This is a genomic window from Mycobacterium hackensackense (assembly GCF_025822555.1).
In the GTDB taxonomy this organism is placed as follows: Bacteria; Actinomycetota; Actinomycetes; order Mycobacteriales; family Mycobacteriaceae; genus Mycobacterium; species Mycobacterium fluoranthenivorans.
Genome location: NZ_JACKUC010000053.1, coordinates 165,038 through 190,033 on the forward strand (window position 1 = coordinate 165,038; position 24,996 = coordinate 190,033).

Sequence of the window (24,996 nt, forward strand, 5' to 3'; positions counted from 1 at the left end):
GTCAGCGCGGTCTTGCGGAGCGTGCCCGCGGGTGTGAGAGAGTCATACAGAAGACACGAAAGGCAGGTGAACCATGGGTGATGGCGCGCGAAACGACCAGGTCCACGCCTTCGAGTTCGTGGGTTCGCCGCAGCGGTTGCCCGAGCAAATCAGCCAACTATCCAGTCAGCCGCTACAGGAGTTGAAGGGCGCGTTCGAAGGGGATCCCTGGTCGCCTCTTCAGTCACTGCCCGAGGCGTACGGCTGATTCGAGCGAGCACAGTGGCTGTGACCGTGCGAAGTCTCCTCGCCGCGGCCGACGTGCGCTGGGAAGGGTCGGTGCCCTGGGGTGCGCCCGTGCCAATCAACGGGCCGGGCGTCTATCTCATCTCGGCCAACGAGGATCCAGACGACCTGCGCAGTGAACCCGGGCAAAAGGTTCGCGTGTCGCCGGACGCGGTCGGCGAGTTGCTCACGATTTGCCCACGGCTGCGGCTCGACGGCGTCCGCCCCGCCGCGCCCGCGCTCATGCGGCGCTTGGAGGCGATGCGCCCGGCAGGCGAACCGGTCCTGTACATCGGCCTGGCCGGTTCGTCGCTATCTAAGCGCGTCGGCCAGTACTACCGAACGCCGCTTGGTGCAGCCAAGCCTCACGCTGGCGGCTGGCCGCTGAAATGCTTGGGCGGGCTCGATCAGCTCTGGGTGCACTTCGCGCTGTGCGGCGCGGTGAAGACCGGCGAGCGGACCATGCTGCGCCTGTTCTGCGCGCAGGTCGATGAGCGAGCCGCCAGCCTCATGGCCGACCCCACAGCGCCGTTGCCCTTCGCGAACCTGGAGTACTTCACCCGGGAGGGGAGACGGGTGCGCAAGCGGCACGGCATCGCTGGCGCATCAACGCGAGGTCGGTGATCGGGCAACGTGTCGCCCTGGGGTGGCATCATCGGCCAATGAGACGCCAGTGACGGTGTAAGAGGGGAAAGTGGCGATTCCAAGCGAGGCACGACCTGGGGTGATCCGCTCTGGGCTGATTGCGGCCGGGGTAGCCGATGATCATGTCGAGCTTTTCGCCGCTCTCACCGACGACATCATCACCGTGGAGTCCGGATGGCACCCCGACGCCCACGCACACGCTGGGGACTCTTCCTTCCGCGGCCCCGCGGAGCTCTTCGGAGAAGACGACTCGCGCGTCATGCCCGATGGTCTCAACTACAAGACACCGCGCGGGCTGGCCCAGCTCACATTGTGGATGTTCGAGAAATACCGCGCCGCCGGGACCGCCGACGATATCTACGATCCGGTGGCGTCGATCGCAGCGCTGTGGCGCTTCATCGCCGACCGCTTCAATGTCAACTTGAGGACTGGCTCCGGCCTTGCCGAGTTCTGGGAGAAATGGCTTGACCACCGACCTGACTGGTGGTGGCTGACCGACATCGCTCCGTTCAACAGCTCGCCGCGGATAGCTGGCTACTGATCGTCGAGGGCTCTCGTCCTCGCTGCCCCTCGAGGCTGACCCAGCGCCACACGGCACGCTGCGACCCCGGGGCTTTTTGGAGCGGAGGATGACCGGATTCTTGGGCGCAAGCCTCGGACTTTAGTCCGGGGTGAGCCCATCCCTGGTTGTCAGCGGGCGTAGCCCGGTGTTCAGAGTGGCCGGGCTTGGCCGTCGATGTACTGCTTGATGATCCAGCAGCCGGTGCGCCTCCGCAGGAGACGGCGAAGTAGGACGGGGACCAGAGGTGTCCGCGCATGTGGGCACGGACGCAGATGCCGGTGTACTCGCGGCGCACCGCGTGAGCGGTTCGGCCTTTGAGGCGTTGCACCAGGGTGGAGATCGCCAGGGTGGGTGGGTAGGCGACGAGCAGGTGGACGTGGTCGGTTTCGCCGTTGAACTCGATCAGTTCGGTGTCGAGTTCGACGCACATGCCGTGAATGGTGTTTTCGGTGAAGGTGAGCATGGCGTCGGTGAACACCGGTCGCCGGTACTTCGTGACGAACACCAGGTGGGCGTGCAGCAAGGAAACGCTGTGTCGGGCGCGTCGATAGGTCGTTGTTGTCACAGGTCGCCTTTACAGTCGTGGGTATGCAGATGCGTTATCGGTATCGCATCGAACCGACACCGGCCCAGCAGTTGATGCTGGCGCGGGTGTTCGGGTGCACTCGGGTGGTGTTCAACGACGCTCTGCGGGTCCGGGATGAGGCGTACCGGGCCGGGGTGAAGCTGTCCGACAGTGAGATTCAGCGTCGCGTGATCACCGCGGCCAAGACCACCGAGGCGCGTGGTTGGCTGACCGAGGTGCCCAGTGTGGCGTTGGTACAGTCGGTCAACGATTCCCGCCGGGCGTGGCGCAACTTCTTCGACTCGGTCACCGGAACACGTCGTGGCCGCAGGGTGGGTCGACCGCGGTTCAAGTCACGTAAGGACCATCGGCAGTCGTTTCGGTTAACCCGCAACGGGTTCAGCCTCAAAGCAAACGGCCGACTATTCCTGGCCAAGGTCGGCGAGGTGAAGGTGCGCTGGTCCCGCGAACTGCCGTCAGCGCCGTCCTCGGTGACGATCATTCGAGAGCCCGACGGGCATTTTTACGCCAGCTTCGTCGTCGAGGTGCCGGCAGTGCCGCTGCCGGCGACCGACCAGGAAGCCGGGATCGACGTCGGGATCGCCCGGCTGGCGACGGTCGCCACCACAGATGGCCACCGAGTCGATATGGCGAATCCGAAGCACTTGGGCCGCAAGCTGCGCAAGCTGCGGCGGTTGGAGAGGGAAAAGTCCCGCCGACAGAAAGGATCGGCCAACAGAGGCAAGACCAGGCGCAAGGTCGCGATCGCGCACAACGAAGTGGCGCGGGCGCGGCGGGACTATCACCACAAAGCGGCTTTGGCGTTGGTGCGCGAGAACCAAGTGCTCCACGTCGAAGACCTCAACATCGCCGGAATGGTGCGCAATCGTCGGCTCGCACGCGTCATCAGCGATGCCGGGTGGGGCCAGTTCGTGAAGATCATCACCGAGAAAGCCGACCACCACGGGCGCACCGTGCACAGGGTGTCGCGGTGGTTGGCGTCCAGTAAGACCTGCGCCGCGTGCGGGCACAGGCTCGACGAGTTGTCGTTGCAGATCCGCACGTGGACATGCCCGTCGTGCGAGGCCGTTCACGACCGAGACCACAATGCCGCCAACGTCATTCTCGCTGCCGGGCGGGCAGAGAGACTAAACGACTGTGGAGCCCGTGTAAGACCGCAACCCGTTGCGGCAGTGGGTGTTGAAACAGGAAGCACCCCAACAGCGGCGTAAGCCGCCACGGGAATCCCCGGACTTCAGTCCGGGGAGCACGTCAAGCCGCTGGCCTGTGATCGGCGGCGCTTCTGCCCAGACGGGTTCCTGCCTGTGCACCTGGCTCCATCCTGGCTAGGACGGTGGCGCGGTCTGCCTCTGCCGTCCGAAGAAACTGGTCCGCGACACGCCGAGCTCCGTAGACCGAGCCGGTAGGGCCCGGATTATGGGAGGTGCGCGCCTGCGTAGTGAAGGGTCTTCGTGCCGTTGTGCTGGTCTTGCAGATCATGCGGGAGGGGAACAAAGGAAGGGAGTTGTGCGGATGCGCCAATTGGTCGTTGAAATGGATCGCATCACCGCGGGGTGCATCGTCTCTATCCCTGAGTTTGGACTGAGAGCGACTGGGAATGTTGGGGATTCGCGGTGATCGCGCCGTGAGTATCTGGACTGTTTACGCTCTCGGAACTTCACGGGTGCTGTGTACTGTCACCGCGGACAGCTACGACATTGCGGTTGACCGGTATCGGGCCACCGACCCGGATGGCCCTCATTTCTACCTGGTGCTGTCAGAGTTCGCTGTCGGTGACAGCGTCAAGCCAATGGGGCCGCTTACCGGCCGGCAGGATCCGGGTGTCATTGCGGTGGTCGGCAGTGTCGGGGGTTTCGGGACCTTCGCTGAGCGGTGGTACCAGCTCGAAGACGGTCGCACCTACACACACGCGCAGCTGGAACTCAATCAGAGCCGTGACTCAGATACCACGATCCGAACCTACGACGATGCGTAAGTTCGCGCGTGCGGTCTGGATAGGCACGCCGAGATGTCCTACTGCGCTGGGAGAATTGAGAGCATGACGGATGTACAGGCGGAGTGGTCTGCTGAGGATAGTGCTGCGGCGTCGCGCGAAGGCTGGGACCTATTTGAGTGTTCTGGTTCGGATCATGGGGACATGCAGTTGCAGCGGTTTGACTGTCCCGATGAAGTTGAGAGTGCGCCGATCCCGTACCCGTTCGACAGTGATGCTGACGTGTGGCGTCACGTGAAGGCCCGCGCGGGCGATGGTTCTGCTCTCCACCGGAAGGCTCTCGATTTCCTGAGTGTGCGGAATCCAGCTGAGTTGGGCCGCATCAATCGAACGTAGTCCGGCTTAGGTGGATCGGAGAGACAGACCATGCACCCGGCGCGAGAACTTCGAGTCCTACTACTCGCTCTGTTAGTAACGCACGTCGTCGCTGTAGTAGGCCGTCCTGGCTGGCGGGATTTCTTTGGGATGGCGTCTGTCTCCTGACGATGAGTGGGAGTACGCCAGCCATGGTGAATCAAAGGGGCGCAGAGGATATAGAGAGGGCATTGATGGACCAACTCGATCGGTTCGACCTTGTTCCTCCCGCGGCCTCCGCGGGCCTGCCCTCTACCAGTCGTCGATGCCGATGAGTCGGCGTAAACGCTTCCATGGCGTTCCCCACATCGCCACCGTTTTCGAGATTGAAGGCGACGACCAGGTGGACGAGTTTAAGGCCGTGTGTGCCGCTTACGGGCTCACCCCCAAGGAGCTGGTTCACAAGCTCGTCACCGAGAATATCGGGGAACTGCGGGACGCCCCGCTACGTCGCGACTGGATTAGCCACGGCATCGAGGTTCTCCGCGATGCCAGACGTCGTCGCGAACTCACGTCCATCGAACGGTCATGGAGCGAGGGTTCGGGTTGCTCCACCGACATCCGTGACAACACATCTGACCGTTGACTTCGTCTGCGATCCCGCGCGCTGGGTGCGTGTGATCTATCTGTAGCTTCCTGTCTGCTCGGCCGAGAAAGTCCTTCGCGACACGCCAGCTTGCTTCGTCCCGGTCGGTCAGTCACGGACGATGAGACCCGCTGGCCCGCTACGTAGCGGGTGAACTATGCGAAAGGGTATGGCGATGGCAAAACGAATTGGCGCGGAGTGGGATTGGGCTGCTTTGCGTTCCTGGGAGGTCTTGGTGCCGACGATCTTGATCGTGGCGTGCCTGACGGCCGACGCGCTCAGCGCGCCGACTGTCTCGTCGGTCCTCTTCGCTGTGGCCGCGGTGGGGTATGTGTACAGCGGTGCGCAGCGCTTCGTCTCGGCCAAGACCATCCGTCTCCTCCTTGCCGCGTTCCTGGTTATCGGTGCGGCGGTGTTCGCCGCCAGCGGTGGTAGTTGGTCTGCTGCTTCGACTGCCGTCGGCGTCGCCACTGTTGTCCCTGCCGTGTGGTTCTTCGCGCTGTCGGTGCGGTCTCAGGGCGCGTCCGCCGGGGCGTAAAGCCCGTGTGCGGGAATTCCAAACACGTTGCACAGAAGTCGTTTCAGGCAGCAGGGATCGAATCTGTTCTGCGCTGAAGGGCGAATCGTTGGCCGACCCGGGTGTTGAAGGTCGACCGTGATCGAGGAGAGTCGAATGGGTTTTTGGGAGCGAGTTGATAAGGCGTTGGCCGATGCTCGTGTTGCGCGTACCGCCGACGAGCTGGTCGGGGCGCTGAACCGTTGGCATGAACCGAGTTCGGGGGACGCGTTCTTCGCCGGGTCCGGTGGGGACAATCAGCTCGTCGAGGCGCTCGATCGAAGCGTGTGGCGAGTGAGTTACATCGAGTCGGACTACCACTGGACGGCGGTGTCTGGTGTCGATGGCAGCAGCATCGAGTACGTCGAGGGCGATGTCTACAAGCGAGAGGCATCGTGAACGAACCCATCATCGTCTACACCGACGGCGCCTGCCACGGCAACCCCGGACCGGGTGGTTGGGGCGCGGTGGTGCGTTTCGTTGACGGCGAGGAAACGCAGCTCTACGGCGGGGAACCGGCGACGACCAACAACCGCATGGAACTGACGGCGGCCATCATGGCGTTGGAGGCGATCACCTCGGGTTCGCCCGTGCAACTGTGGACGGACAGTCAGTACGTGCGCAGTGGCATCACCAGCTGGATCGCCGGCTGGAAACGCAACGGTTGGCGTACCGCAGCGCGTCAGCCGGTGAAGAACGCTGATCTGTGGCAGCGATTGGACGCTGCGGCAACCACTCTCACCGTGGACTGGCGGTGGATCAAAGGCCACGCGGGGCATGAGGGAAACGAACTCGCCGACACCCTGGCCACCCGCGGGGCCATCGAACACGGCGGCTCATCGAGACGGCAGAACGGCGAAGGGTTCCGCCGACCGGCAGGCGGGGCGCGTCGCGGTCGCCGGAGTGTTCGTCGACACACCGGCGGCTAAGCCGGTGCGGGACAAGGACGCAACCAAGTCCGCAGACCGAAACAGACTGTTAGGTAACGTTTGTCAAAACGGAGGAACCTCATGAGTGCATCGGCAATCCCGAAGAGGCTGCGTGAGCTGGACAGGACGGCGCAATCACACGGGTGGGACACCATGCCGCTGCGACTGTTCCATGTCTCCGCGGTTGGCTACCTGTTCACGCGGGGTCGCGTGGAGGTGGACGTGCGCGCCGACGCCAACCGCATCGTGCGGGCGGTCCGCACATCCCCCAATGCCGAAGCCGCGGACGTGACCACCGGTTGCTTCGAGGCTGCCAAGGACTGGCTCTCCGAGGCCGCTCCGCCGGTGGGCCACGCGACACGATTCACGCGTGCGCGCCGCTCATTGTTTGGATCCGGCGCCGAGTTGATCACCCACGACATCTGCCTGCATTGCCGGGGACCGATCAGCAATGGGGCGATCCATCGTCGGGCCGGGGACACCGAGGCGTGGGTACACCTTCGCGACGAGGACTGGGTTGATGACGTGCACCCCGCGGCCCCTGCGGGTGGCCCCATCACCGAGCACGACCTGCCCGGCCCGTGGCTGGTGGCTGGCGACCCCCGCCAGCTGTGACGCTCGCAGTGTGGCCGAGTGCGGGGCCGACGCGCCCCCGCCCCCACCTGCCCCCGGGGATGCCCGGAAAAAGGACGGACGTAAACGCGTCGCTGCCGACTGGCAGCTGAGGGTCCGGGGCACCATGTCACCTATGAGCACTCCTCTCGGGCAGCTTCCCCTCAGCGGGTCCCATCACGGCTCCTATGGCGGCCACGGATCGTTCATCGACACACTTCTTCGGGGCTTCGCCTGGCGAACTGGGAGCGACGTCGCGCACTCCCTGTTCCGTTTGGCCCCAGCGCTTTTCATCGTGGTCGTGTTAGTCGTTTTGGTGTTTGTCGGGGCCCGTTGGCTCCGTAACCGTAGCAAGTCGTGACCAGGCTTTAGGTAGATCGTCGTCCACGTTGCCGAGGTGTGAAACAGCGAAAGGCGGTGCCGAATCGTGGTAGCTCAGCATCAGTGTCCGTTGACGCGCATGGACATTCGGTTGGGTTACGTCGCCGCGCGGGTGGGCGTCACCTACGACGAGAAGACCTGCTGGGCGATCACCGATGCGCTGATCGCCGATGCGCCGCTGGACACCTGGCGAGTCGAGGCCGGTCAAGTGGTGACCTCTGCCGACCCCGACTTCTGGGCCATCGTCACCAACGTGGTCGGCGCTTAGCTTTCCTGTTGCATGAGTTTCGTTCTCCGGGGCCTCGGTGTAAGCCAGCCGGGAATGGTCAATGACGTTGGTGTGCAGGTCGTCAAACCCGCTGATGGGGCTGACTGATCCTGCTAGCAAACTAGAAACAGAGCACGAGGAAATCAATGAACATGCCTACTACAGGCCACACGCGCTTGCGTTCGGATGGCCGCCTGGAAGTCGCGGACACTGGGGAGGCAAACGACCTCTTCGGCTGCACGCGAGACGGCTGGTGCATTCTCACCAACGGCCACGAGGGAGACTGCGACGAAGACCGTGAGCTGTGGCTGGGCCCCAACACCGCGTACCCCGACCCCGCTGGCTCATGAGCGCCGCCGCGCGCGGGCGATCTGGCTGACCGGGTGGCCGCTCCCATCAACGACGCGGGCGATCCCGCCGAACCACCAGACAGAAGACGCATTCACTCACCGGTGAGGTTGTCTGCGGCCCCAATGTGGCGGTATCGGTCTGCATTCCTGCGTGTGCAGTCCGACGTCCACTTTCTCGGCTCGACTGTTCAACTGGGAATAATGCCCAGTTGAACGGACGGTGGGATCAACGCCGTCGTGGTGGAGGTTCGTGCCGCATGCGTCTGTCGGGATCGCTTGCCGTCGAGAGCGTTCGCCGCGGCGCTATCGCCGCTGCGGGCTGCCGAGCCCGGCGTGATTGCGCAATTCGGCGATCCGTGCGCGGGTCTTGGCCTCCCACCGCGGATCGAGGGCTGTCATCAAGGTGTGCCAGAACGGTACGGCGACCGTCCATCGCAGTTGTCGGTCGTTCATGGTGGCCGCCGCGGGGGTGCGATGTGCCCACGTCATGGCGATGGACCTGGTGATGTCGTCGACGATCCAGTACAGGGCCTCCTCGGGATCTGTCGTCGACTTCCAGATCAGACCATGGATGGGATCGGCTGTGTGGTAGCGGATCTCGAAGCCGATGCTGTAGGACGGTCCGTTGCCGTGGTGGCGAGAATGTCTGCGCGGCTTCACTTCCTGCGGTCGTGGAATGCTGTCGACGGGCAACCCTGTCAGGGTGGCCGCTGTCGATATGGCGGCGTCGAGCGCGTGGGCGAACTGCTGTGATGACACGTTGTTGTCGTCGTGCTGGAGCAGCTGCGACGGCGCGGGCCCGAGTGGAGCTGGCGCCGGCGGGCCGGCGATGGCCTGTGGCGGCCAGTCCTGGTCAACGACGGTGGCCGGCGGTGCAGCGAGTGCGGTTTGCCCGGCGCCGGTGTCAACAGCGGGGGTGTCGATGACGACGGTGGCGGCCCACTCGACCTTGTTCGGGTCGAAGTACGCATCGGCGCTGAGGGTGAGGTCGATGACGAATGCGAGTTCGGCGGCGACGCCGGTAGCGCCGGGGTGAAGCGCTCCCGGTTGGTGGGGGTGAACCGTGACGAAGTAGGACCAGGCGAAGGTGCCCGTGTGATCCTCTGCGACGTAGTCAGGGTCGTAACGGCCGCGCTGGGCAGGGTCGATCTGATGCGTGAGAGGTTGCTCCAGCTGAGCGCAGTACACGGTCTGCCCGTCGGTCGTGGGCATAGCGGTCAGAACCGCGGCCTCGGTCCCGACCACCTCATCGACGTGCACGGAATTCGCTGCGGTGACCTCACGGATCACGAACCGCAACGTCGCAGGATCCCCCACGCTGTACTCCTTCTTCCCCCGCGAACAGCCTCGCTGCTTGGTGCTATGAGCGCACCCTAGGCTGTGCCGTCGCGGGGGTGCGGGTGTGACGCGGCTTCAGCGCACATTCCCCTCGGCGGGCATGCCCGGGTGGGAACTTTCCAGTGCCCTCTGGTGTGGACGTCCCACCATCGCCGCCGAAAGGTGTCGACAATCGGCGGAATCATCTGGTGGTGTGGCCCGCAGTCGCGGACGGCCCGCACCTGGGGCGAGGGGACGGCGATGAGCAGGGGCTGTGGTCGAGAGCTTGCAGCGGCATTCAGCACCCGGTGTATCAGGCAGTTGGCCGGTAAGAACCATCCCTTGCCGTGGGAGCGACTCGCAGCAGTTCTCGAACATGCTCGACCTGGTGACACCTTGGTGGGCGCGTACGACACCGCCTACGCGGTGCTGCGGCGCGAGTACCGCTGCGAATACGTCTACGCCACCGCTCTGATCAGTCAAGTGGCCGGGACAGGGGAGGTGGTGAACACGATGACCGGCTTGCCGGTGTTCATGTCGGTGGCCGACCTTGTCATCGCCGGCGAACGGCCAGTGGTCTACGAGATCAAGACAGACCTCGACGGCCTGGGCCGCCTCGATCTTCAACTGCACAGCTACGCTACGTGTTTCGAACATGTCGTCGTACTGACCTCGCCGCCCAAGCTGAACCGGGTGCTCGCCGAAACCCCATCGCACGTCGGGGTGTCGACCCTAACCGAGGCCGACAAAGTCGTAGCCGTCCGGGCACCCAGTGGGGGACTGGAACGTATTCAGCGTTCCGCGCTGTTTCGGGTTCTGCGCCGAGGCGAACTGCTCAACATCATGGGTCGGCGCCTGGGCTACGAACAAGACGTGCCCAACACCCGTATCTACCACCGGCTCAACGGGCTGTTCATGCAGCTGGACGTCGAGACCGCCTACAACGAGTTCGTCACCGAACTGCGCCTCCGCGATCAGCGCAAGCGCCAGGCAGCCCGCGACGCCGGCCTGCCGATGTCACTGCAGGCCGCCGCGGCCGGCCTGAGTCTGACTCCGACCGCCTGGCGGCGGCTCGGTGCGCTGCTGCGCCGGCCCGCAGAGGAGTTCCGGCCGCCTGTTCGCAACGTCGCCGCCGGGTAACCGTCTCGTGCCGGATGAGACCCTCCGAGCCGCCGTTGTCGCACTTTCCGGCTCCGCTGAGCGTGTGCACATCGCGGTTGTCGGGACGCGGGCACAGAATTGAGGCATGGACGATGATCACGCCGCATTGTGGGCCGCCGAGTCGGCGGCCTGTGAACCCACCGCATGGGAGCGCTGGGTCGACGAGCTCGAAGCGCACCTGGGCCACAGCGCCGATGGCGACCAGAACACCGACGGCTACTCCATGGACCACTTCTACGCCCAATGGAAATCGGGCATGACCGCGGCCGCGGCCGCGGCGTCGGTAACACGTCGAGGCGACGTAGAAGCGACGCAGGGAGGGTGACGGTGGGTGGGATGTGGGATGGCCACGTGGCCGTAGGCGTCGAAGCAGACGGTCTGCAATGGATGTTCGGACCGTTCGACGGGATGCCCGATGCCATGGGCTTCGTCAGCGCGCACGTATGGGACACCGACCGCTACCGCCATCACTATGCGGCGCTGATCGACCCCGCAGAAGCCGCCGACCGGTTGAATCCTCGGATCGGCGAGCCCGATGGAGAACCCGGCCTGTTCGGTGTGCCGCCCCGCGATCGACGCGAGCCGCTCGAGGTTGCGTTGCGCGAGGCCATCGCCCGCCAGCACGGGGCCGCCGGTGAGGGACCCTACGGCGACGGCCTGTTCGCACACCTCGACATTCATCGTCCCTGGCGGGTTACGACCAAGCCGCAAGAGTGCTGGGACGGCGATTGTGAGCACGATCGTGATCCCGAAGGAGGATGCGCCGCGGCGCCACGTTTGGAGCTGTGGTGCCGTGGGTGCACCCCTGTGTACATCGGCGGCGGCGAGTACGACGGCACGACCTACACGGAGTGCCAGGTGGACTGGCCGTGCAGTCCCGTGCTGGCGATGTGCGCCTCCTTCGAGGTGCCACTGACCGGGAAAGCGCTGCCCACCCAACGATGAACCGAGAACGCGCGCCGATAGGGCGCCACTGGGTCCGCGTCGCAGCCTTCGCCGTGTTGGTGGCATCCGCAGTCGGTGCCGTCGCGTTCCTGATCACCGCGCCGAGCGCGGACTGTCGCACCGTCCGCACGACGGTGTCCTACATCCACGAGCACCGCGACCTCATCGCCGACGACCAGATCGACGCGGGGCCCCCGCTCAGCGACTACCTCGCGTGGGCGGACACATTGCAGCGATTCGCCGAGTCAACATCGTCACCGTCTGTGAGGCCCGATCTCGATCGCATCGCCGAGCGGGCCCGGCACGCGATGGGGATGGTCGCACTGGCCAGAGACAATCCGGCCCCCTCCGGCTCGGCCAGCCAGCGCGGGATCGCCGGCGGCTTCGCCGTCGACGTCTCCGACATCGTGGATACCGAACACCGCGTCATGGCGGCCTGCCACTTCGCATGAACCGCCCCGGCCCCAGGCGCGGAAAGTCCACTGCGACACACCCATCCTCCGATATCGGACGCCGGGCGGCGGCCAAGATAGTCAACGGTTGGCCAGCTACCGGTGACCGCGAGGTCCTTCGAATCGTGGCGGCGTGATCATTGGGAGCGGAAGACGCTACGGGACAGGGATAGTCGAATGACGACAAGCAGAACGAGCCGGAGCGGCAACTGCTCAGCCGCACCGAAGGTCACAGCTGCTGCTCTACTCCAGATGCTGCGCGCTCACCATGGATTGACAGGCCCGGCCGATCAATGGGCCGGCGGAACCCTCGTCCCTGAAGTGTCTCCGAACGGCCCCTTCGGGGACGGGCGACGCGCAGACGCCGTCTACGTCGGATATACCGCCGCGTCGGGTCGATGCCTCATCGGATACGAAATCAAGACTTCTCGCGCGGATTGGCGCCGCGAAATCGCCCGTGCGGCAGACAAGGCCGACCAATGGGCCGATCAGTGCCATGAGTGGTGGATCGTCGTCTCCGACCCCGCGATCGTCAAAGACGGTGAACTGCCGCACGGTTGGGGGTTGATGTCGCCACCTACCGGCGGTGACCATCTGATGACGGTCCATGTGCGGGCTGAGCGGAAACGTGACCACCAGCCGTCCTGGGATGCGTTGCGCTCGATCATGTCTCGCCTAGAGACCCTGCGTGCCAGCACCATCAAAAGCCAGATATGGCAGATCGAGCAGGAGGCGCGGCGCACGATCCGCTTGCAGGTCGAGGCCGAATTCGCGAAGCGACGCGGCCCCGACGCCCAAGAACTCCACCGACGCCTGCGGGTGCTCGAAGACGCGCTTGGACTCCGCGTGAACTGGGGTGATGCCGCCACAGCCATGTATCCCACGATTGACGTCGCGGCGATCGCTCAGATGGGCGCTGCGGTCAAGGAGTACGGCAACATCACAGCCGCCGCTGAGGCTGTCGCGGCGCGAATCCGACCCTCGATCAAATCGCTACGAACGCAGCTGGACTACCTGGACCGCGAAGTCGACGACCTGCAAGGTGCCGCGACGGCCTGCACCTCAGCGGTGCCGGCAATGGAGTCCGGGGATGACACGCCGAACCCGCATGGCGAAACCCTGCGAGAAGGACAGGATGGCTGACAGGTGACGAGTCGGTTCGCGCGCGGTCGTGCTATCCGGCTCAGATGAGAAGAATGGGAACATCGTTGCAGCAGACTAAGATTCCGGAACCACAGCTGGTGCAGATGCGTCAGGCCGCAGTCACAGCGGGCCGTTCGTCGAAGTTCGTGGATCCACATGCCGTGTACGCCTGTCTGGCGGTCATCCAGCGGCGCGGTGAGGAGTGGGCGCGCTCGGTCCTGGGCCGTGATCTGGCGCGTCGCAGCCTCGCCGACGCGCGATGGCCCTACCTCCTGACAGGTGAAGAGCATGTCATCGTCGCAGCAGATGTCGAGGAAGACCGACTGGCGGCAGCCTTGCTGGATCCGGACAATGATCGCTGAGTCCCGGGGCGTCCTTACGAGGAGTTGGTGTGATCACGGCAATCGCCAATCAGTTCTGTATCAAGCCGAGGAGAGGCGCTACATGCAGCAGGTATTGGGACTGGGCGGGGTCGCATGTCGCTGAGTGCGGCGGTCGCCGGGCTGCTTCTGGCTACGGCCGGGGTGGTCCTGTGCATTCTCGGTTTCGTTCTGCTGGCCCAGCACCGTTCATGGTGGGCGCTCCTCTGCCTGGTTCTGGCCCTCGCCGCAATAGCCGGCTTAGTGATCACTGGTTGACAGCGGACTGCCGGTGACCAATTCGGCGGCGCACAGCTTCCGGAATTCCGTGCGAGTTTCAGTGTCGGTGCCTGGTGGGTGGCTCGTCGCTATGCATCATGGCTGCCAACGGCAATCGAAGAACGTTCTTCGGGGAGGTGCGTAGTGGACGTCGCGCGGCTCAGCGATCGGGCACTGATCGAGCGGATGAACAAGGCCGAGGACTTCGGATACGACGACGAGCAGGTCGAGCTGAACCGGCGATTGGCTAAGCGAGGCCTGCAATGGCGATGGGCGCCTGAGGAGCAGCTCTTCGGCCAGCACGTCGAAGTATTCGATCCAGCGACCGGTCAAGTGGTTGCTCTCTGATCCCTCGGCGATATCGCGGTTGGTGGCGCACTCCGCGAAGTTCACCGATTCAGCAAGGGCGAGCGTCGCCCTGAATGAGATCAGCTCAACCACACGAAAGGTGAACTAGGCCAATGGACGAAGCGTCGAATCTGCTCAACCTCGACGGGATTGATGTCTTGGACGTAAACGGCGACCCGCTGGAGCTATCCAGCGCCTACGTTGCGGACGGGCGGTTGATCATCTCGGTACGCGGCACGTAACTCCGACGGTGGTATCAATCGTGCGGATCATCCCCCGCGACGGGATGCCGTTCGGTGGGTAGGGATGCGGCGAAGCGGCTCAGGGTGGCGCGGGCCGCGGCAGTCACTTCGGATACTTCGCCTGGTGGTGCGTCGCCGGCGGTGCAGTATGAGTCGAAGGTGTCTTGGAGATCCGAGAGGGCTTGGGCGGGTGCTGATAACCCGATCACGGTGAGCACGCTGACGTGGAAGTCGATGGTCTCGCGTGCGCCGTCGAGTTCTCGGGAGAGAGTGTTGGCGTCGTCGGCGCTGTAGGGCTGACCCGATAGTTCGGGTGCGCGGGTCGCGATGCGCATCCAGTGCAAACGGATGGCGAGGTGGCGGACGGTCTGTACGGCGCGTGCGGCGTCGACGAGTGCGTCCCGTCGCTCGGCGCGCGCGGCGCGTGCGTCCTGTGATTGACGGTCGAGGCGGGCTTGGCGGTCTTGGGCGGCGAGTTGCTTGTCCAGGTTGGCGCTGCTGACCGCGATTTGCCGGCGGCCGATGGCGTACGCGACGCACGCCGCGCCCAGGGCGATGAGAGCGGCCGCTGCCGGTGCGAGGTCTCGAATGAGGGTGAGCCAGGGCGAGTCGACCCAGGTAGGTGCGGTCGCGGTAACGGTCAACGCCATGGATGCGAGGTGGTCGCCGATGCGGCGTCGTACGCCGCGCGGCGCTGGCGGTGGTCGCGGGCAATGCGCCGGCTCAGGATGCGGGCCTGCATGCTGCCGGGCTCGTAGTTGACGAGGTGGTGGATCTGTTCCTCGGTCAGGCTGTCAAGGTGTCCGTGGCCGTCGTGCCCGGTGATGACGATGTCGCCGTGCAATAGGGGGACCTGGCGCGCGGAGAAGGTTGTGGTGGCTAGCAGTAGTTCGGTGGCGTGCTTGTTGACCAGTGAGCGCGAGCGCGGGCTGAACCACATGATCAGGGATCCGTGGGCGGTGGTGGCGGATTCGAGGCGGCGCGGGCTCTCACGGATGAGTTCGGCGACGTCGAGGAGGTCGTGCAGCCGGGTGCGGTAGAACTCGCCGTTGTGGCTGGCATGCAGTGTGGTCAGCAAATTGAGCATCCATCGTGGTCGTGTCGTGACCATAGGTTATCGCGGCGTGAGCGGCATGCGCCGACGATGAGCGGCCCCGGTCGACCGCGCCGTTCATCAGAGGTCTCCCGCGTCGCCGCGGCGGCCAAAGCAGCGCGCGTCCGTCCACCGCGAGGCCAGGCAGCCGGAACTCTGTAGATTCGACCAGCAAGGTAGTCGGCGGCCCTTCTGCGTCCCGAAGGATCAGCCGGAGGGGATTGGAGCCCGCCTATGGACGTAACCGATGGCGATTCCGGCGATGCTGTCTTCCGAATGAAGCCTGCCGCCGCGATCGAGGTCCTGGCCCGACAGTTCGTTGATGGGCAACGCCTGCTCGCTCACGCGCGACAAGTACTCGCCACGTTGCCTGCTGATGCTCCCGTTGACGTCGTGACAGAAGTGCGTCAACGTGTCGATGATTTGGTGGCTCTGTGGGATAGCCAGCAAGGCCCCAATCTTGCAGCGTGCTTCCGGCTCGCGTTGGAGGTGCTCGATACCTACGGCCCTGAAGGCGCCGATGTCGAGGATCTCACCGATGCTGCCATCTGGAACAACAAGTACTTCGTGTGGTTCAGGGAGTTCGGCGGCGCCGTCGACGGCGGTGAAAACGGCGGGAGCGCCGGGTGAGTCGGCGCTGTGATGTGGCGGTGTTGCGATGCGCGCGCGCCGGCAGAATTGCAACAGGATGACGAGCATGGATCCCTCTGAACCACAGTCGTCGCCGGAACGGTCAACTGCGGACGGGACTGCGCCGTGGACGCCCCAGGCACCGGGGCCGGACCCGTTCGCAGAGACCGTGGCCGGTGCCGAGCAGAGAGCTGCCGCAGAGGAGCCCCAAGAGGGGCCTGACGAGTCGGCCTCGCCGGTACATCCGAATGCCGCCGAGGAGCGGCTTGGCCCGCCGCCTGCCGACCCCTTGACTGCAACAACCGCCCCCGACAGTCCACCCGGCACCCGGGCGGTCACGACTAAACGTGCAGCTCAAGTCGGTGCCGCCGCTGCGGTGGGCATTGCCGCGTTCCTGATTTTGGGCCTCTGGAAGCCGGGCTTCCTGAACACCACCAAACTCGACATCACCGTCGCTCAACGCAGCATCGAGCAGCTACTTTCCGACAAGGCCAACGGCTATGGACTGGGCGCGGTCTCCGACGTCATCTGCAACAACGGCCAGAACCCCACCGTGCGCGCCGGCGCAACGTTCACCTGCACCGTGCGCATCAGCGGAATCCCGCGGCGTGTCAACGTCTCCTTCGACAACTCCTCGGGCGACTACACGGTGAGTCCCCCGCAGTGACGGTGAGCAAGGCCGCGCGCACCACCAGTGTTTTGCTCGCAATAGCTCTGGCCGGCGCTGGTTGCACCCCGATCGTCGACGGGCACGCCCATCGAGACCGGGGCTTCACTGCAGATTCGGCGATCCCTGGTCTTCTGCGCCCCGGGAACTACCCCACCACCCCGTCGCGGCCGTTCGGTACGGCTGACCAGGAGGGACGCAACGGCACGGTGATCGAGGCGCAGCGCCTGGCCGGCTATGTCGTGGGCCCTTGGGAGGTCGACCCCACACTGCTGCAGGCTGTCGTGACTGAAACCTACGCCCTCAAGAATGCGAAGGCGCTCAGTGGGCTACTTCCTGACCCGGTGCAGTTCCTCGCAGAACGGCATCACTTCGTGCTCGGGTTCTCGTCGGACCGAACCACCTCCATCGAGTCAGGGGGGCAAGCTGGCGGGGCCAAGGGCCTCACGAACTCGGTCTGGGAATTCGCCTCGCCCGACGACGCGCGGGTCGCGGCCGACGACATCAGCCAACAACCCCCGCCGGCATCCCTGTATCCCAACGGGTCGGTGTCCCCTCACAGCGTCCCTGGGTATCCGCAAGCCCGCGCCCGGGCAGGCACACTCGCAGACGGCACCAGCACCGTCGAAAGCTTCACCCCCCATGGCAAGTACGTCATCTACAACTACAGCCGCATCCAAAAAGGCGACAGCGGCGAAACCGCCGGACTGATCGCCAAGATCCTGGACCTGCAGCTCCCGCGGCTCGACGAATTCCCGGCCACCGATCCGGCACAGTTCGGCACCCTTCCCGTCGACTCGAACGGGGTGCTGCAACGAACCCTGCCGATGTCCCGCGAAAATCTCACGATCCAAAACGGTGTGTTCGAGCCTCGGGCCGCACTGCACTTTCAGGGCGACCCCGTGTCCTCGGCCAAGCTGTTCGCTGACTCCGGCATGCAAGTCCAAGGGGTTGGGGATGCGGCCGCGGTGTATTTAGCGCGCGACGCTGCCGCCGCGAAGACTCTGTTCGACGGCCTCACCCGAGACATCGCCGCCGACGCCGACTTCATACCGCTCGCGCCGGCCGACGGCCTGCCCTCGACGACGGTCTGCAGCGGTAAAAGCAAGACCGATCCGCTCAGTCTCTACCAATGTCTTCTCACCGCCGGCCGCTACGTCGCTGTGGTGCTGGCCACCCGTCCTGAAGAACTTCGCCAAAAGTCCGCTGCGCAGTATCTGATGCTCACCGCCCCCTGACGGCGTCGGCGCGCGGCCGGGGGAACGGCTCGAGGCGGCGGTAGTTTGAGGCGATGAACAGCACCGAGGACGCGTCGTGACGCTACCTCCAGGCACCTCGATCGCCGGCTACCGCATCGAAGAGAGACTCGGTGCCGGAGGAATGGGCACCGTCTACAGAGCCGCCCACAGGTCTTTGCCCCGGCACGACGCACTCAAGATCCTCAGCGCCGAACTCTCCCACGATGAGCAGTTCAGATCCCGGTTCGTTCGCGAAGCGGATCTGGCCGCCACGCTTGATCACCCCAACATCGTCACCGTCTACGACCGCGGGGAAACCAGCGACGGCCAACTGTGGATCGCCATGCAGTACGTCCAGGGCACCGACGCCGACCGTGAACAAACCGCCGGCCACATGACACCGCAGCGCGCCGTTCATATCGTGACCGAAGTGGCCGCTGCCCTCGACTACGCGCACGGCCGCGGGATCATCCATCGCGACGTCAAACCCGCCAATTTCCTCCTCGCCGCCGAATCCGATCGCGTACTCCTGGCCGACTTCGGGATCGCGCGCGCACTCAATGAAGCGTCGGGGCTCACCCAGGACGGCACCGTTTTGGCCAGTGTCGCCTTTGCCGCACCAGAGACTCTCGCCGGTGATCCTCAAGCGGTGGGTCCGCGTGCGGATATCTACTCGCTGGGATGTTCGTTGTTCCGATTGCTCTCGGGGCAAGCGCCATTTAGCGGTGGTCTGGCGGGCATGGCGGCCGCGCACTTGTTGCAAGCGCCGCCGTTGCTCACCGACCGTGCCCCGCACCTGCCCGAAGCCCTCAACCCGGTCTTGGTGCGGGCCATGGCCAAGGATCCGGCTGACCGCTACAGCAGCGCGGGCGAGTTCGCCGCCGCGGTAGCAGCTGCCCTCAATGTCCCGGCCGGTACGTCGGCTCGGCCCGGGCAGGTCTCGGCCCCGGGCGATCCACAGCGAGCCGAGGCGACGACGTATCCCGATGGCTGGTTCAGCGGCCCACAATCGGGCCGCAGCAGGCCGGGAGCTGCGCTGGTGGCCGCCCGCTCCCGGCGGCGGTGGATGCGCCCGATCCTGCTGATGGCCATCGTGGCGGTCGTGGCCGCAGCCGGCGTTCTCTGGTGGTGGCCTGAGCGCACGCCGGAGGCGGTCTACAGGCCCCAAACCTTCGACACAATCCATGGATCGATCACCCTGACCTCGGCCCCGTCTACCGTTGCCGTCGTCGGGCCGGGCGATGCCGACGCTGCGTTCGCGCTCGGCGCGCACCCGGCAGTTGCCGTTGCCGCGGGCGGGGCACTTCCGGGATGGCTGCAGGCAAAAGACACCACCGGTACCCACGTCCTTGGTTTCCTCGATACGGCCGCCGTGTCGGCAGTCCATCCCGACGTCATCGTCGCCTCCGGTGCGATCGACGATGCGACGTACACGAAACTGGCAGCGATCGCGCCCACGATCACTGAACCGAAAGCCCTGCGCGCCCAAGACTGGACGTGGCCCGAGCAACTGAAATGGGTGGGGCGCATCCTGGGCAAGCAGCAAATGGCTGATCAGCTGATTGCTCTGTCAGATTCGCAGGTGGCTGATATACGCAACGCGAATACTGAGGCGTTCAAGAACAAGTCGGCGACGGCGATCACCCTCACCGACTTCGGGGTCGGTCAAGTCCTGACACCGTCGAACACCGCGGACTACCTGACTGCGCTGGGTTTCGTCTACAACCAGGATCTCAGGCGCGAAGCCAACGACACCTCTGGCCTTCGACCGCTCGCAAACCCCGAGAAGCTCTACCAAATCGAGTCCGATGTTCTGATCGTGATCCGTACCGACAAAGCTGCAGGAGGGGGAGGTTTCTCAGGGCTGCCCAAGCAGCTCGTCGCCTACCACGGGACCATCGTCGTCGCAGATGACCCCAACGTCGTTGCAGCGCTTGATGATCCGGGCGGGGTGCTGGCCACCCAGTATCTCAACGAGAACCTGGCGCCCCAACTGGCCGCGGCGCTGCAGTAACGCTGCGCTCGCGGTGGTTAGGCCCGCAGATTCGCCACGAGTCCATCCGCGATGACGCCGGCCTGGGCCACAGTGTCGCCTGGTCCACACACCAGCGTCTCGATCACCGTATTCAGATGCGTGGCCACGACGTGCGCGCACGTCTTCGCGGCCCCCTTTTGCCGAGTCATCAGAGAGACTGCCCGATCCTCGGACACCGTGGTGACCGGCCCACCAACCCACGGTGTCGTATCACCATTGGAAAACGAGGTGAAAGCCTGCCCTTCAGGGCACAGGCGCCACTCCCCGGTGATAGTCGACAGCACCATCTTGGGGTGGTCTGCGTTCGCCCAGGACGAAACAACCTGCGCCGCAAGCACCCCGGTCGTGTCGTCGCTGTTGGCCTCACCAGCCATGCCTTCCAGGAGCGAGCTCATGTAGGCCGTGCTGCGAGCCGGAAATGCCCGGTAGTCGCACTGCGGAGGTTGCATCACCGAACTGAAATCCGGCTTGTCGTAGGTCTGGATCGGCTTGAGGCCGGCGTCGCCCACGGTAGCTGCGACAGCGTCGCGCTTGAGGAGTTTCGTTCCCAACGACGTCGGCGCGATAAAGCCGCTCGACGGAGCGTCCCCGGTCGGTGGCGCCGCCGTTGAAGGTGTGATGGGTGGGTTGGTCCGCAACGTGTGCGCCGCTCCGGGGATGGTCGTCGTGCACCCGGTGACCGCGGCCGCGCACACCGCCATCACTACACCGGCCGCGCGTGCACCGCGAGACCTCGCTGTCATCGCGAGGCCGTTCCGCCGGGGCCCTGGAGCTGGGAGATGAGCGCTGCAAGGGCTGCGGCTGTGACGGGGTCGACGTCCCGGCCGTCCTCCACAGCCAGGACCGCGCCCGTAGCGACGCCGGCAGCGTTGGCGGCCTCCTCGGCGGTCAGCCCGCCTGCTGTCCGGGTGGCATAGAGACGCTGGCCGAGAGTGGCGTACGGCGAGTGTGCCGCCTGGGTCATGAGGTCTCCGTACATCTGGCGTACCGCGCTGAGTGTGCGCGCGATCGCCGGTGTGCCCTTTGCCGTACGCGCGGCATTGGCGACTACCTGCTCCACGTTGCGCAGGTCGGCCAGGATGGAGGTCGCCACCGGTGTGTACTCGGGATCGTTGATATCGGGGAGCCGGCTGATGGAGGCTCTCAGTGTGGCCAGGTGAAGTTCGATTGCGCTCGCCAGCAGCGGAGCCTCTACCGTCGTCGACAGCGAGGCCTCGGCTTCCTCGCGCAGCTCTGCCAAATGTCCAGCGGGCCAACCGAGTGCATGTTCGAGTTTTGAAATGGTCTTTGCCCGTGGCCACCGGCGCCCCTTCTCGAGTGCGATGAGAGCACCGGCGGCAACCACGCCGTCGCGGGCCAGCTTGCGCTGGGCCAATCCGAGCTCTTCACGGCGGGCGGCGACCTGAGATCCGACCCGAGCGATGATCGGGTCGACATCTTCGGTGTCGTCAGCGAAGTCTTCGTCGAGATCGGCGTCCGTGTCGGGCTCTGACGGATCGGCGGGGTGACTGGGCGTCGTCTCGGTCACTGTGAGTCGGACGGGAATGCCCTCAGGAGCGCCAAGGTGCACCTCCATGGTGCCGTTGATCAGGATGTCCTCGAAACGCTCGCCGGCCAGATAGGTGCCGTTGCGACTGGAGTCGACGGCGTGCCAGCCGTCCTCGCGAGGCTCGAATAGCAGGTGTCGCCGGGAGACGCGGTTGTCGGGAATGTGGATCGTCGCCAAGGGGTCGCGACCCAGCGTGGCGACACCATTGTCTGGCTGAACTGCGAATTTTGTGGTGCTGCTGGTCGCCACCAGCAGCGGGGGGATTTCCGGCACGGTCGAATCCTAGCCGATACTGCTTCATCTTTAAATTGCACACCTCGCGCGAATCCGCGGACGAAGTGGGTTGGATGCTGCATCTAGGCGTGGCGCCAGGCGTGGAAGATTGCGGACCGTCTCTCGCATCCGCGCTGGTCGGTGGTCGTGTGTGTGCAGATCAAACGGCATGGTCAAGCGCCCCGAGGGTTTTGTGCTGCAACGGGCGACGGCCCGGGTGCTTCATCTTTTGGTGTTGCACCTGATGTTGAGCCGTGGTTATAGTTCTCGCATCTGCTTCATCTATTTGTGTAGCACCGGGAGGTATCCAACCCATGACTGCCAACGCACTCCGCACTGCGGGCCCTACTCCTGGCCTCGGCAACCCTCCGCTCGTCGAGGCGCTCGCTGGACCGCCGCTTTTGAAGTCCGTCGCCCCCGTCGTCGGCGAAGAACGGCCCCCAGTAGATCGGTACGGCGCTGACATGCTCGACTTCATCGTCACCGAAACCACCCACACGGTCGAGTTAACTCAACAGCGACCCGGGCTACCGTTCACTGCAACGTTCATCAGCGGTGAAACCGGTTGGTACGCCGACGGATACGAAGCCGAGCAGACGACGCACCACGAATTCGAACAAGTATTTCGATCACCGCTGCCCGAAGTCTTCGAGCTCGTCAACTACTGGCTGCTCACCGAACACCACATGGCCGTCCTCCCGCACAGCTGGCAGATAAACTCTCTCGACGCCGACAATCAACTTTCGCTGCTCGGCCGCGCCGCGCCCGCTCGGACACTCACCCAAACCGGATGATTGACGTCCTCGGACCTGCATCGAGCGCATCGACCCGGACTTGCTCCGGCCTCGGGTACACCCGTCGCGCCCGTTCTGCGGAGATAGTGTGCGCCCCGCCGTGTCCGTCTCGTCTGGCTGCCGCTCCAACAGTCACACTCGCTTCCTAGAAACACGGCACCCGCAGCGCCCAGACCCGGGAACCGCTAGGGGAGAACACATGGCGACGACGCAGCTCCGCACGCTCACCGACCTCGACGCACTAGCCAATGACGTCGTCGACCACCTCGACCGGCTTGGTATCCAGCGATCCGACTGGGTGCGCGTAGCGAAGGTCGGCGAGGAAGGCGGAGAAGTCGTCGGTGCACTCATCAAACGCTCCTACGGGCACGCCGAAACCGCTGATGTCCTAGCGGAACTCGGCGATGTGTTCCTGGCCGCGCTCGGCGCCGCCCACCAGCTCGGCATCGCACCCTCGGCCGTCATCGCCGCGCGGTGGGCGGACGTGGCGCCCCGCTCCGGCTTCTAACGCACTTAACCAGGGTCGTCCCGCCGAGGAACGCCATCGGTTGACTACGCAATGCGGCTGAATCTGCACCTGCCGTGGTCGGACCCGCTGCACCGCCCAGCTCACCATGAACGATTGCGCACCAACAGGATTGGCCACAGTATCGGTCGCCAGAACTCACGCAACTAGCCGCGCGTGGTGAGGCTCCACTCACGCGATATCACCGCAGGCCGTGGTTGGGGCCCGCGGCGGTTGAAGGTCGACGAGGCGTGAATAGTCCATGACTGCTCGCGGCCCGGACAGGCTGTTCGACCTGCCGAATCCGTCCGGCCGCCTCGATCGCGGGTGCTGACTGGGCGGGCGTCGCACACAGGCTTGAAATCTCCGACTGGCAGGGCTTGGCGATCTGGCGCATCGCCGGCTACATTAAGTGGCAAGCCACTTAATGACGGAAGGTCGACATGTACGCGCTCATCGACAGTCCCGCACGGACGCTGGGACTCACGGTTACCGACTTCTTCTCCGGCGCAGGCGGATCCTCTGAAGGACTGCGCCAGGCCGGCTACCGCATCGATGCCTGCGCCAACCACTGGGAAACCGCCGTCGACACCCACCGCCTCAACCATCCCGACACCGAGCACCACCTGGCCAACCTCCACGACGCCGACATGCGACGATTCCCCCGTACCACCCTGTTGTGGGCCTCGCCGTCATGCGTGTGGCACACCCCCGCCGGCGGGCGAAAAAAACTGCCTGTCGACCAGGAGATGAACCGCAACGACGCAGGCGCTCTCGACCGCGCCACCGCGTTTGCAGTCATCGCCGCAGCCGAAGCGCACGCCTACGAAGCGGTCATCGTCGAGAACGTCCCCGAGTTCGCCGACTGGGTTCTCTACCAATGGTGGCTCGACGGCATGCGGGCGTTGGGATACCGCGCCCAAACCGCGGTCCTCGACGCCGCCGACTTCGGCGCACCCCAACGGCGACGCCGCTGGTTCGGCGTCTTCACCTGCGATGGCGCTGTCGACCTCACGCCCCCTCTGCGCGAGTCCGTGCCGGCAGCTGCCATCTTGGAATCCAATCCCGGCGCCCGGCTCACCCGCCGCTTGTACGTCTCCCCGCAGATCGACCAGATCACCGATAACGATGTCCCGCACCTGGTGATGTACCGACGCAACGCCCGACCGCGCCGCGCCGACCAGCACCCACTGGCCACCATCACCGCCGGGGGCAACCACCATGGCCTGGCTACCGTGACCTCCACCGGCGTGTACCACCGGATGCTCACCAACCGTGAATGCGCACGCGCCCAGGGATTCTCCGACGACTACCAGTTCCTCGGCACTGCCAAGCAAGTCAAGCGCCAGATCGGCAACGCGGTGCCGGTGCCCGTCGCACGATGGTTGGGCCAGCGAGTCGCACAGGCGTTGGCCGATCGTCGGGCCGCGGCGTGAACCGCGACGTGCGCGGCCCCGCGCCGCGGCCATGTCGGTCCTGCCCCTATCGCCGCGACGCCCCCTCGGGAGTGTGGGCCGCCAGCGAGTACGCCAAACTTGCCGCCTACGACCGGGACACCGCCGATCAGCCCCCCGAAATGTTTCTGTGCCACCAGAATCCACCGAACACCGCCCAAAACCGTCTATGCGCCGGATGGGCGGGCTGTCATGGAGATCAGCTACTGGCCTTGCGACTGGCCGGTGCGCGCCGCGACCTGCCGCCCGAGGTGGTGCGGGCAGCGATGGACTACGTCAGTCCGGTGCCCCTGTTCGAAAGCGGGGCAGCAGCGGCCCATCACGGTGTGCGGGACCTTGCCGCGCCCGGCCGGCGCGCGAGCGCGGTGATCGACGCGATCGTCCGCCGGCGACCCGACGTGCAATAGGAGAAACTCGGCGCCTTGA

The 24,996-nt window shown here is 65.1% G+C and carries 32 protein-coding genes and 1 pseudogene; 26 read left to right on the top strand and 7 right to left on the bottom strand.

Translation table 11 applies throughout. The features are described from left to right. The first annotated feature begins 261 nt into the window (after positions 1 to 261). On the top strand, positions 262 to 888 hold the full coding sequence (locus tag H7J86_RS32700; RefSeq protein WP_267296176.1) for a hypothetical protein: 627 nt from the start codon (positions 262 to 264) through the stop codon (positions 886 to 888). A 70-nt stretch (positions 889 to 958) separates the two neighbouring features. After that, positions 959 to 1,450 carry a lysozyme family protein gene (locus H7J86_RS32705; protein ID WP_267296178.1) on the top strand — a complete coding sequence of 164 codons (492 nt, stop codon included), beginning with the start codon at positions 959 to 961 and terminating at the stop codon, positions 1,448 to 1,450. Positions 1,451 to 1,620: 170 nt separating this feature from the next. Here H7J86_RS32705 and tnpA read toward each other — a convergent pair. Beyond that, positions 1,621 to 2,036 (bottom strand): annotated as a pseudogene (gene tnpA / locus H7J86_RS32710) (IS200/IS605 family transposase). Between the two features lie 23 nt (positions 2,037 to 2,059). Here tnpA and H7J86_RS32715 point away from each other — a divergent pair. From H7J86_RS32715 to H7J86_RS32755, 9 genes are all read left to right on the top strand, one after another. Then, the gene (locus H7J86_RS32715) at positions 2,060 to 3,268 is read left to right on the top strand and encodes an RNA-guided endonuclease InsQ/TnpB family protein (RefSeq protein WP_267296180.1); all 1,209 of its coding nucleotides are present in this window, start codon (positions 2,060 to 2,062) and stop codon (positions 3,266 to 3,268) included. 413 nt (positions 3,269 to 3,681) lie between these two features. Continuing rightward, entirely contained in the window at positions 3,682 to 4,032 is a 351-nt protein-coding gene (locus tag H7J86_RS32720; protein WP_267296182.1) for a hypothetical protein, read from the top strand. 63 nt (positions 4,033 to 4,095) lie between these two features. After that, positions 4,096 to 4,386, top strand: coding sequence for a hypothetical protein (locus H7J86_RS32725; protein WP_267296184.1), 291 nt, complete (start codon positions 4,096 to 4,098; stop codon positions 4,384 to 4,386). A gap of 283 nt (positions 4,387 to 4,669) precedes the next feature. Next, complete coding sequence (locus tag H7J86_RS32730) at positions 4,670 to 4,990, top strand: hypothetical protein (protein ID WP_267296186.1); 321 nt, start codon at positions 4,670 to 4,672, stop codon at positions 4,988 to 4,990. A gap of 175 nt (positions 4,991 to 5,165) precedes the next feature. Continuing rightward, on the top strand, positions 5,166 to 5,528 hold the full coding sequence (locus H7J86_RS32735) for a hypothetical protein (RefSeq protein ID WP_267296188.1): 363 nt from the start codon (positions 5,166 to 5,168) through the stop codon (positions 5,526 to 5,528). Positions 5,529 to 5,663: 135 nt separating this feature from the next. Next, entirely contained in the window at positions 5,664 to 5,945 is a 282-nt protein-coding gene (locus tag H7J86_RS32740; protein ID WP_267296190.1) for a hypothetical protein, read from the top strand. Further along, positions 5,939 to 6,475 carry a ribonuclease HI gene (gene rnhA, locus H7J86_RS32745; RefSeq protein ID WP_267296346.1) on the top strand — a complete coding sequence of 179 codons (537 nt, stop codon included), beginning with the start codon at positions 5,939 to 5,941 and terminating at the stop codon, positions 6,473 to 6,475. Before H7J86_RS32740 ends, rnhA begins: the two co-directional genes overlap by 7 nt. A gap of 81 nt (positions 6,476 to 6,556) precedes the next feature. Further along, positions 6,557 to 7,090: a hypothetical protein gene (locus H7J86_RS32750; RefSeq protein WP_267296192.1), complete on the top strand. Its 534-nt coding sequence runs from the start codon at positions 6,557 to 6,559 to the stop codon at positions 7,088 to 7,090. A 457-nt stretch (positions 7,091 to 7,547) separates the two neighbouring features. Continuing rightward, a complete protein-coding gene (locus H7J86_RS32755; RefSeq protein ID WP_267296194.1) occupies positions 7,548 to 7,736 on the top strand; it encodes a hypothetical protein in 189 nt (62 codons plus the stop codon). A 653-nt stretch (positions 7,737 to 8,389) separates the two neighbouring features. Here the strand turns inward: H7J86_RS32755 and H7J86_RS32760 are convergent. Next, positions 8,390 to 9,403 (bottom strand): Imm63 family immunity protein, encoded by a 1,014-nt coding sequence (locus H7J86_RS32760; RefSeq protein ID WP_267296196.1) that lies wholly within the window; start codon positions 9,401 to 9,403, stop codon positions 8,390 to 8,392. Positions 9,404 to 9,802: 399 nt separating this feature from the next. On the opposite strand from H7J86_RS32760, the gene H7J86_RS32765 reads away from it, so the two are divergent. The 6 genes from H7J86_RS32765 to H7J86_RS32790 all read left to right on the top strand — a co-directional run bounded on the left by H7J86_RS32765 (position 9,803) and on the right by H7J86_RS32790 (position 13,466). Continuing rightward, a complete protein-coding gene (locus H7J86_RS32765) occupies positions 9,803 to 10,543 on the top strand; it encodes a sce7726 family protein (protein WP_267296198.1) in 741 nt (246 codons plus the stop codon). Positions 10,544 to 10,649: 106 nt separating this feature from the next. After that, positions 10,650 to 10,889, top strand: coding sequence for a hypothetical protein (locus H7J86_RS32770; RefSeq protein WP_267296199.1), 240 nt, complete (start codon positions 10,650 to 10,652; stop codon positions 10,887 to 10,889). A 26-nt stretch (positions 10,890 to 10,915) separates the two neighbouring features. Further along, a complete protein-coding gene (locus H7J86_RS32775) occupies positions 10,916 to 11,509 on the top strand; it encodes a hypothetical protein (protein ID WP_267296201.1) in 594 nt (197 codons plus the stop codon). Between the two features lie 59 nt (positions 11,510 to 11,568). Next, positions 11,569 to 11,961, top strand: coding sequence for a hypothetical protein (locus H7J86_RS32780; protein WP_267296203.1), 393 nt, complete (start codon positions 11,569 to 11,571; stop codon positions 11,959 to 11,961). Positions 11,962 to 12,213: 252 nt separating this feature from the next. Continuing rightward, entirely contained in the window at positions 12,214 to 13,104 is an 891-nt protein-coding gene (locus H7J86_RS32785; RefSeq protein ID WP_267296205.1) for a hypothetical protein, read from the top strand. Between the two features lie 104 nt (positions 13,105 to 13,208). Next, entirely contained in the window at positions 13,209 to 13,466 is a 258-nt protein-coding gene (locus tag H7J86_RS32790; protein ID WP_267296207.1) for a hypothetical protein, read from the top strand. Positions 13,467 to 13,838: 372 nt separating this feature from the next. Here H7J86_RS32790 and H7J86_RS32795 read toward each other — a convergent pair whose 3' ends face one another. Next, positions 13,839 to 14,183: a hypothetical protein gene (locus tag H7J86_RS32795; protein ID WP_267296209.1), complete on the bottom strand. Its 345-nt coding sequence runs from the start codon at positions 14,181 to 14,183 to the stop codon at positions 13,839 to 13,841. A 20-nt stretch (positions 14,184 to 14,203) separates the two neighbouring features. On the opposite strand from H7J86_RS32795, the gene H7J86_RS32800 reads away from it, so the two are divergent. After that, positions 14,204 to 14,332, top strand: a complete 129-nt coding sequence (locus H7J86_RS32800; RefSeq protein ID WP_267296211.1) for a hypothetical protein — start codon at positions 14,204 to 14,206, stop codon at positions 14,330 to 14,332. Between the two features lie 14 nt (positions 14,333 to 14,346). On the opposite strand, the gene H7J86_RS32805 is transcribed toward H7J86_RS32800, so the two are convergent. Both H7J86_RS32805 and H7J86_RS32810 read right to left on the bottom strand, forming a co-directional pair. Next, positions 14,347 to 14,982: a hypothetical protein gene (locus tag H7J86_RS32805; RefSeq protein ID WP_267296213.1), complete on the bottom strand. Its 636-nt coding sequence runs from the start codon at positions 14,980 to 14,982 to the stop codon at positions 14,347 to 14,349. Beyond that, positions 14,973 to 15,419, bottom strand: coding sequence for a hypothetical protein (locus H7J86_RS32810; RefSeq protein WP_267296215.1), 447 nt, complete (start codon positions 15,417 to 15,419; stop codon positions 14,973 to 14,975). Before H7J86_RS32810 ends, H7J86_RS32805 begins: the two co-directional genes overlap by 10 nt. Before the next feature lie 240 nt (positions 15,420 to 15,659). Between H7J86_RS32810 and H7J86_RS32815 the strand changes: the two genes are divergently transcribed. The 4 genes from H7J86_RS32815 (at position 15,660) to H7J86_RS33510 (ending at position 19,974) form a co-directional block, all read left to right on the top strand. Then, positions 15,660 to 16,055 carry a hypothetical protein gene (locus tag H7J86_RS32815; RefSeq protein ID WP_267296217.1) on the top strand — a complete coding sequence of 132 codons (396 nt, stop codon included), beginning with the start codon at positions 15,660 to 15,662 and terminating at the stop codon, positions 16,053 to 16,055. Between the two features lie 67 nt (positions 16,056 to 16,122). Next, on the top strand, positions 16,123 to 16,722 hold the full coding sequence (locus H7J86_RS32820; RefSeq protein ID WP_267296219.1) for a DUF4333 domain-containing protein: 600 nt from the start codon (positions 16,123 to 16,125) through the stop codon (positions 16,720 to 16,722). Continuing rightward, positions 16,719 to 17,960 carry a DUF7373 family lipoprotein gene (locus H7J86_RS32825; protein WP_267296221.1) on the top strand — a complete coding sequence of 414 codons (1,242 nt, stop codon included), beginning with the start codon at positions 16,719 to 16,721 and terminating at the stop codon, positions 17,958 to 17,960. Before H7J86_RS32820 ends, H7J86_RS32825 begins: the two co-directional genes overlap by 4 nt. Before the next feature lie 76 nt (positions 17,961 to 18,036). Then, on the top strand, positions 18,037 to 19,974 hold the full coding sequence (locus H7J86_RS33510) for a serine/threonine-protein kinase (RefSeq protein ID WP_267296223.1): 1,938 nt from the start codon (positions 18,037 to 18,039) through the stop codon (positions 19,972 to 19,974). Between the two features lie 17 nt (positions 19,975 to 19,991). On the opposite strand, the gene H7J86_RS32835 is transcribed toward H7J86_RS33510, so the two are convergent. Next, entirely contained in the window at positions 19,992 to 20,696 is a 705-nt protein-coding gene (locus H7J86_RS32835) for a sensor domain-containing protein (protein ID WP_267296225.1), read from the bottom strand. A gap of 38 nt (positions 20,697 to 20,734) precedes the next feature. After that, a complete protein-coding gene (locus tag H7J86_RS32840) occupies positions 20,735 to 21,817 on the bottom strand; it encodes a helix-turn-helix domain-containing protein (protein WP_267296227.1) in 1,083 nt (360 codons plus the stop codon). A 464-nt stretch (positions 21,818 to 22,281) separates the two neighbouring features. Between H7J86_RS32840 and H7J86_RS32845 the strand changes: the two genes are divergently transcribed. From H7J86_RS32845 to H7J86_RS32860, 4 genes are all read left to right on the top strand, one after another. Then, on the top strand, positions 22,282 to 22,611 hold the full coding sequence (locus tag H7J86_RS32845) for a hypothetical protein (RefSeq protein ID WP_267296229.1): 330 nt from the start codon (positions 22,282 to 22,284) through the stop codon (positions 22,609 to 22,611). Positions 22,612 to 22,810: 199 nt separating this feature from the next. Then, positions 22,811 to 23,119 carry a pyrophosphohydrolase domain-containing protein gene (locus tag H7J86_RS32850; protein WP_267296231.1) on the top strand — a complete coding sequence of 103 codons (309 nt, stop codon included), beginning with the start codon at positions 22,811 to 22,813 and terminating at the stop codon, positions 23,117 to 23,119. A gap of 440 nt (positions 23,120 to 23,559) precedes the next feature. After that, the gene (locus H7J86_RS32855) at positions 23,560 to 24,552 is read left to right on the top strand and encodes a DNA cytosine methyltransferase (protein ID WP_267296233.1); all 993 of its coding nucleotides are present in this window, start codon (positions 23,560 to 23,562) and stop codon (positions 24,550 to 24,552) included. After that, positions 24,549 to 24,977 carry a DUF6283 family protein gene (locus tag H7J86_RS32860; protein WP_267296235.1) on the top strand — a complete coding sequence of 143 codons (429 nt, stop codon included), beginning with the start codon at positions 24,549 to 24,551 and terminating at the stop codon, positions 24,975 to 24,977. Before H7J86_RS32855 ends, H7J86_RS32860 begins: the two co-directional genes overlap by 4 nt. The last annotated feature ends 19 nt before the right edge of the window (positions 24,978 to 24,996 follow it).

Excerpts from the sequence above, each read along its gene's own strand:
- H7J86_RS32715 (WP_267296180.1), top strand. The coding sequence starts at position 2,060 with ATGCAGATGCGTTATCGGTATCGCATCGAACCGACACCGGCCCAGCAG.
- H7J86_RS32725 (WP_267296184.1), top strand. The coding sequence starts at position 4,096 with ATGACGGATGTACAGGCGGAGTGGTCTGCTGAGGATAGTGCTGCGGCG.
- H7J86_RS32730 (WP_267296186.1), top strand. The coding sequence starts at position 4,670 with ATGCCGATGAGTCGGCGTAAACGCTTCCATGGCGTTCCCCACATCGCC.
- H7J86_RS32735 (WP_267296188.1), top strand. The coding sequence starts at position 5,166 with ATGGCAAAACGAATTGGCGCGGAGTGGGATTGGGCTGCTTTGCGTTCC.
- H7J86_RS32740 (WP_267296190.1), top strand. The coding sequence starts at position 5,664 with ATGGGTTTTTGGGAGCGAGTTGATAAGGCGTTGGCCGATGCTCGTGTT.
- H7J86_RS32750 (WP_267296192.1), top strand. The coding sequence starts at position 6,557 with ATGAGTGCATCGGCAATCCCGAAGAGGCTGCGTGAGCTGGACAGGACG.
- H7J86_RS32755 (WP_267296194.1), top strand. The coding sequence starts at position 7,548 with ATGGACATTCGGTTGGGTTACGTCGCCGCGCGGGTGGGCGTCACCTAC.
- H7J86_RS32770 (WP_267296199.1), top strand. The coding sequence starts at position 10,650 with ATGGACGATGATCACGCCGCATTGTGGGCCGCCGAGTCGGCGGCCTGT.
- H7J86_RS32785 (WP_267296205.1), top strand. The coding sequence starts at position 12,214 with ATGCTGCGCGCTCACCATGGATTGACAGGCCCGGCCGATCAATGGGCC.
- H7J86_RS32790 (WP_267296207.1), top strand. The coding sequence starts at position 13,209 with ATGCGTCAGGCCGCAGTCACAGCGGGCCGTTCGTCGAAGTTCGTGGAT.
- H7J86_RS32800 (WP_267296211.1), top strand. The coding sequence starts at position 14,204 with ATGGACGAAGCGTCGAATCTGCTCAACCTCGACGGGATTGATGTCTTG.
- H7J86_RS32805 (WP_267296213.1), bottom strand. The coding sequence starts at position 14,982 with ATGGCGTTGACCGTTACCGCGACCGCACCTACCTGGGTCGACTCGCCC.
- H7J86_RS32810 (WP_267296215.1), bottom strand. The coding sequence starts at position 15,419 with ATGCTCAATTTGCTGACCACACTGCATGCCAGCCACAACGGCGAGTTC.
- H7J86_RS32815 (WP_267296217.1), top strand. The coding sequence starts at position 15,660 with ATGGACGTAACCGATGGCGATTCCGGCGATGCTGTCTTCCGAATGAAG.
- H7J86_RS32820 (WP_267296219.1), top strand. The coding sequence starts at position 16,123 with ATGGATCCCTCTGAACCACAGTCGTCGCCGGAACGGTCAACTGCGGAC.
- H7J86_RS32835 (WP_267296225.1), bottom strand. The coding sequence starts at position 20,696 with ATGGCGGTGTGCGCGGCCGCGGTCACCGGGTGCACGACGACCATCCCC.
- H7J86_RS32845 (WP_267296229.1), top strand. The coding sequence starts at position 22,282 with ATGCTCGACTTCATCGTCACCGAAACCACCCACACGGTCGAGTTAACT.
- H7J86_RS32850 (WP_267296231.1), top strand. The coding sequence starts at position 22,811 with ATGGCGACGACGCAGCTCCGCACGCTCACCGACCTCGACGCACTAGCC.
- H7J86_RS32855 (WP_267296233.1), top strand. The coding sequence starts at position 23,560 with ATGTACGCGCTCATCGACAGTCCCGCACGGACGCTGGGACTCACGGTT.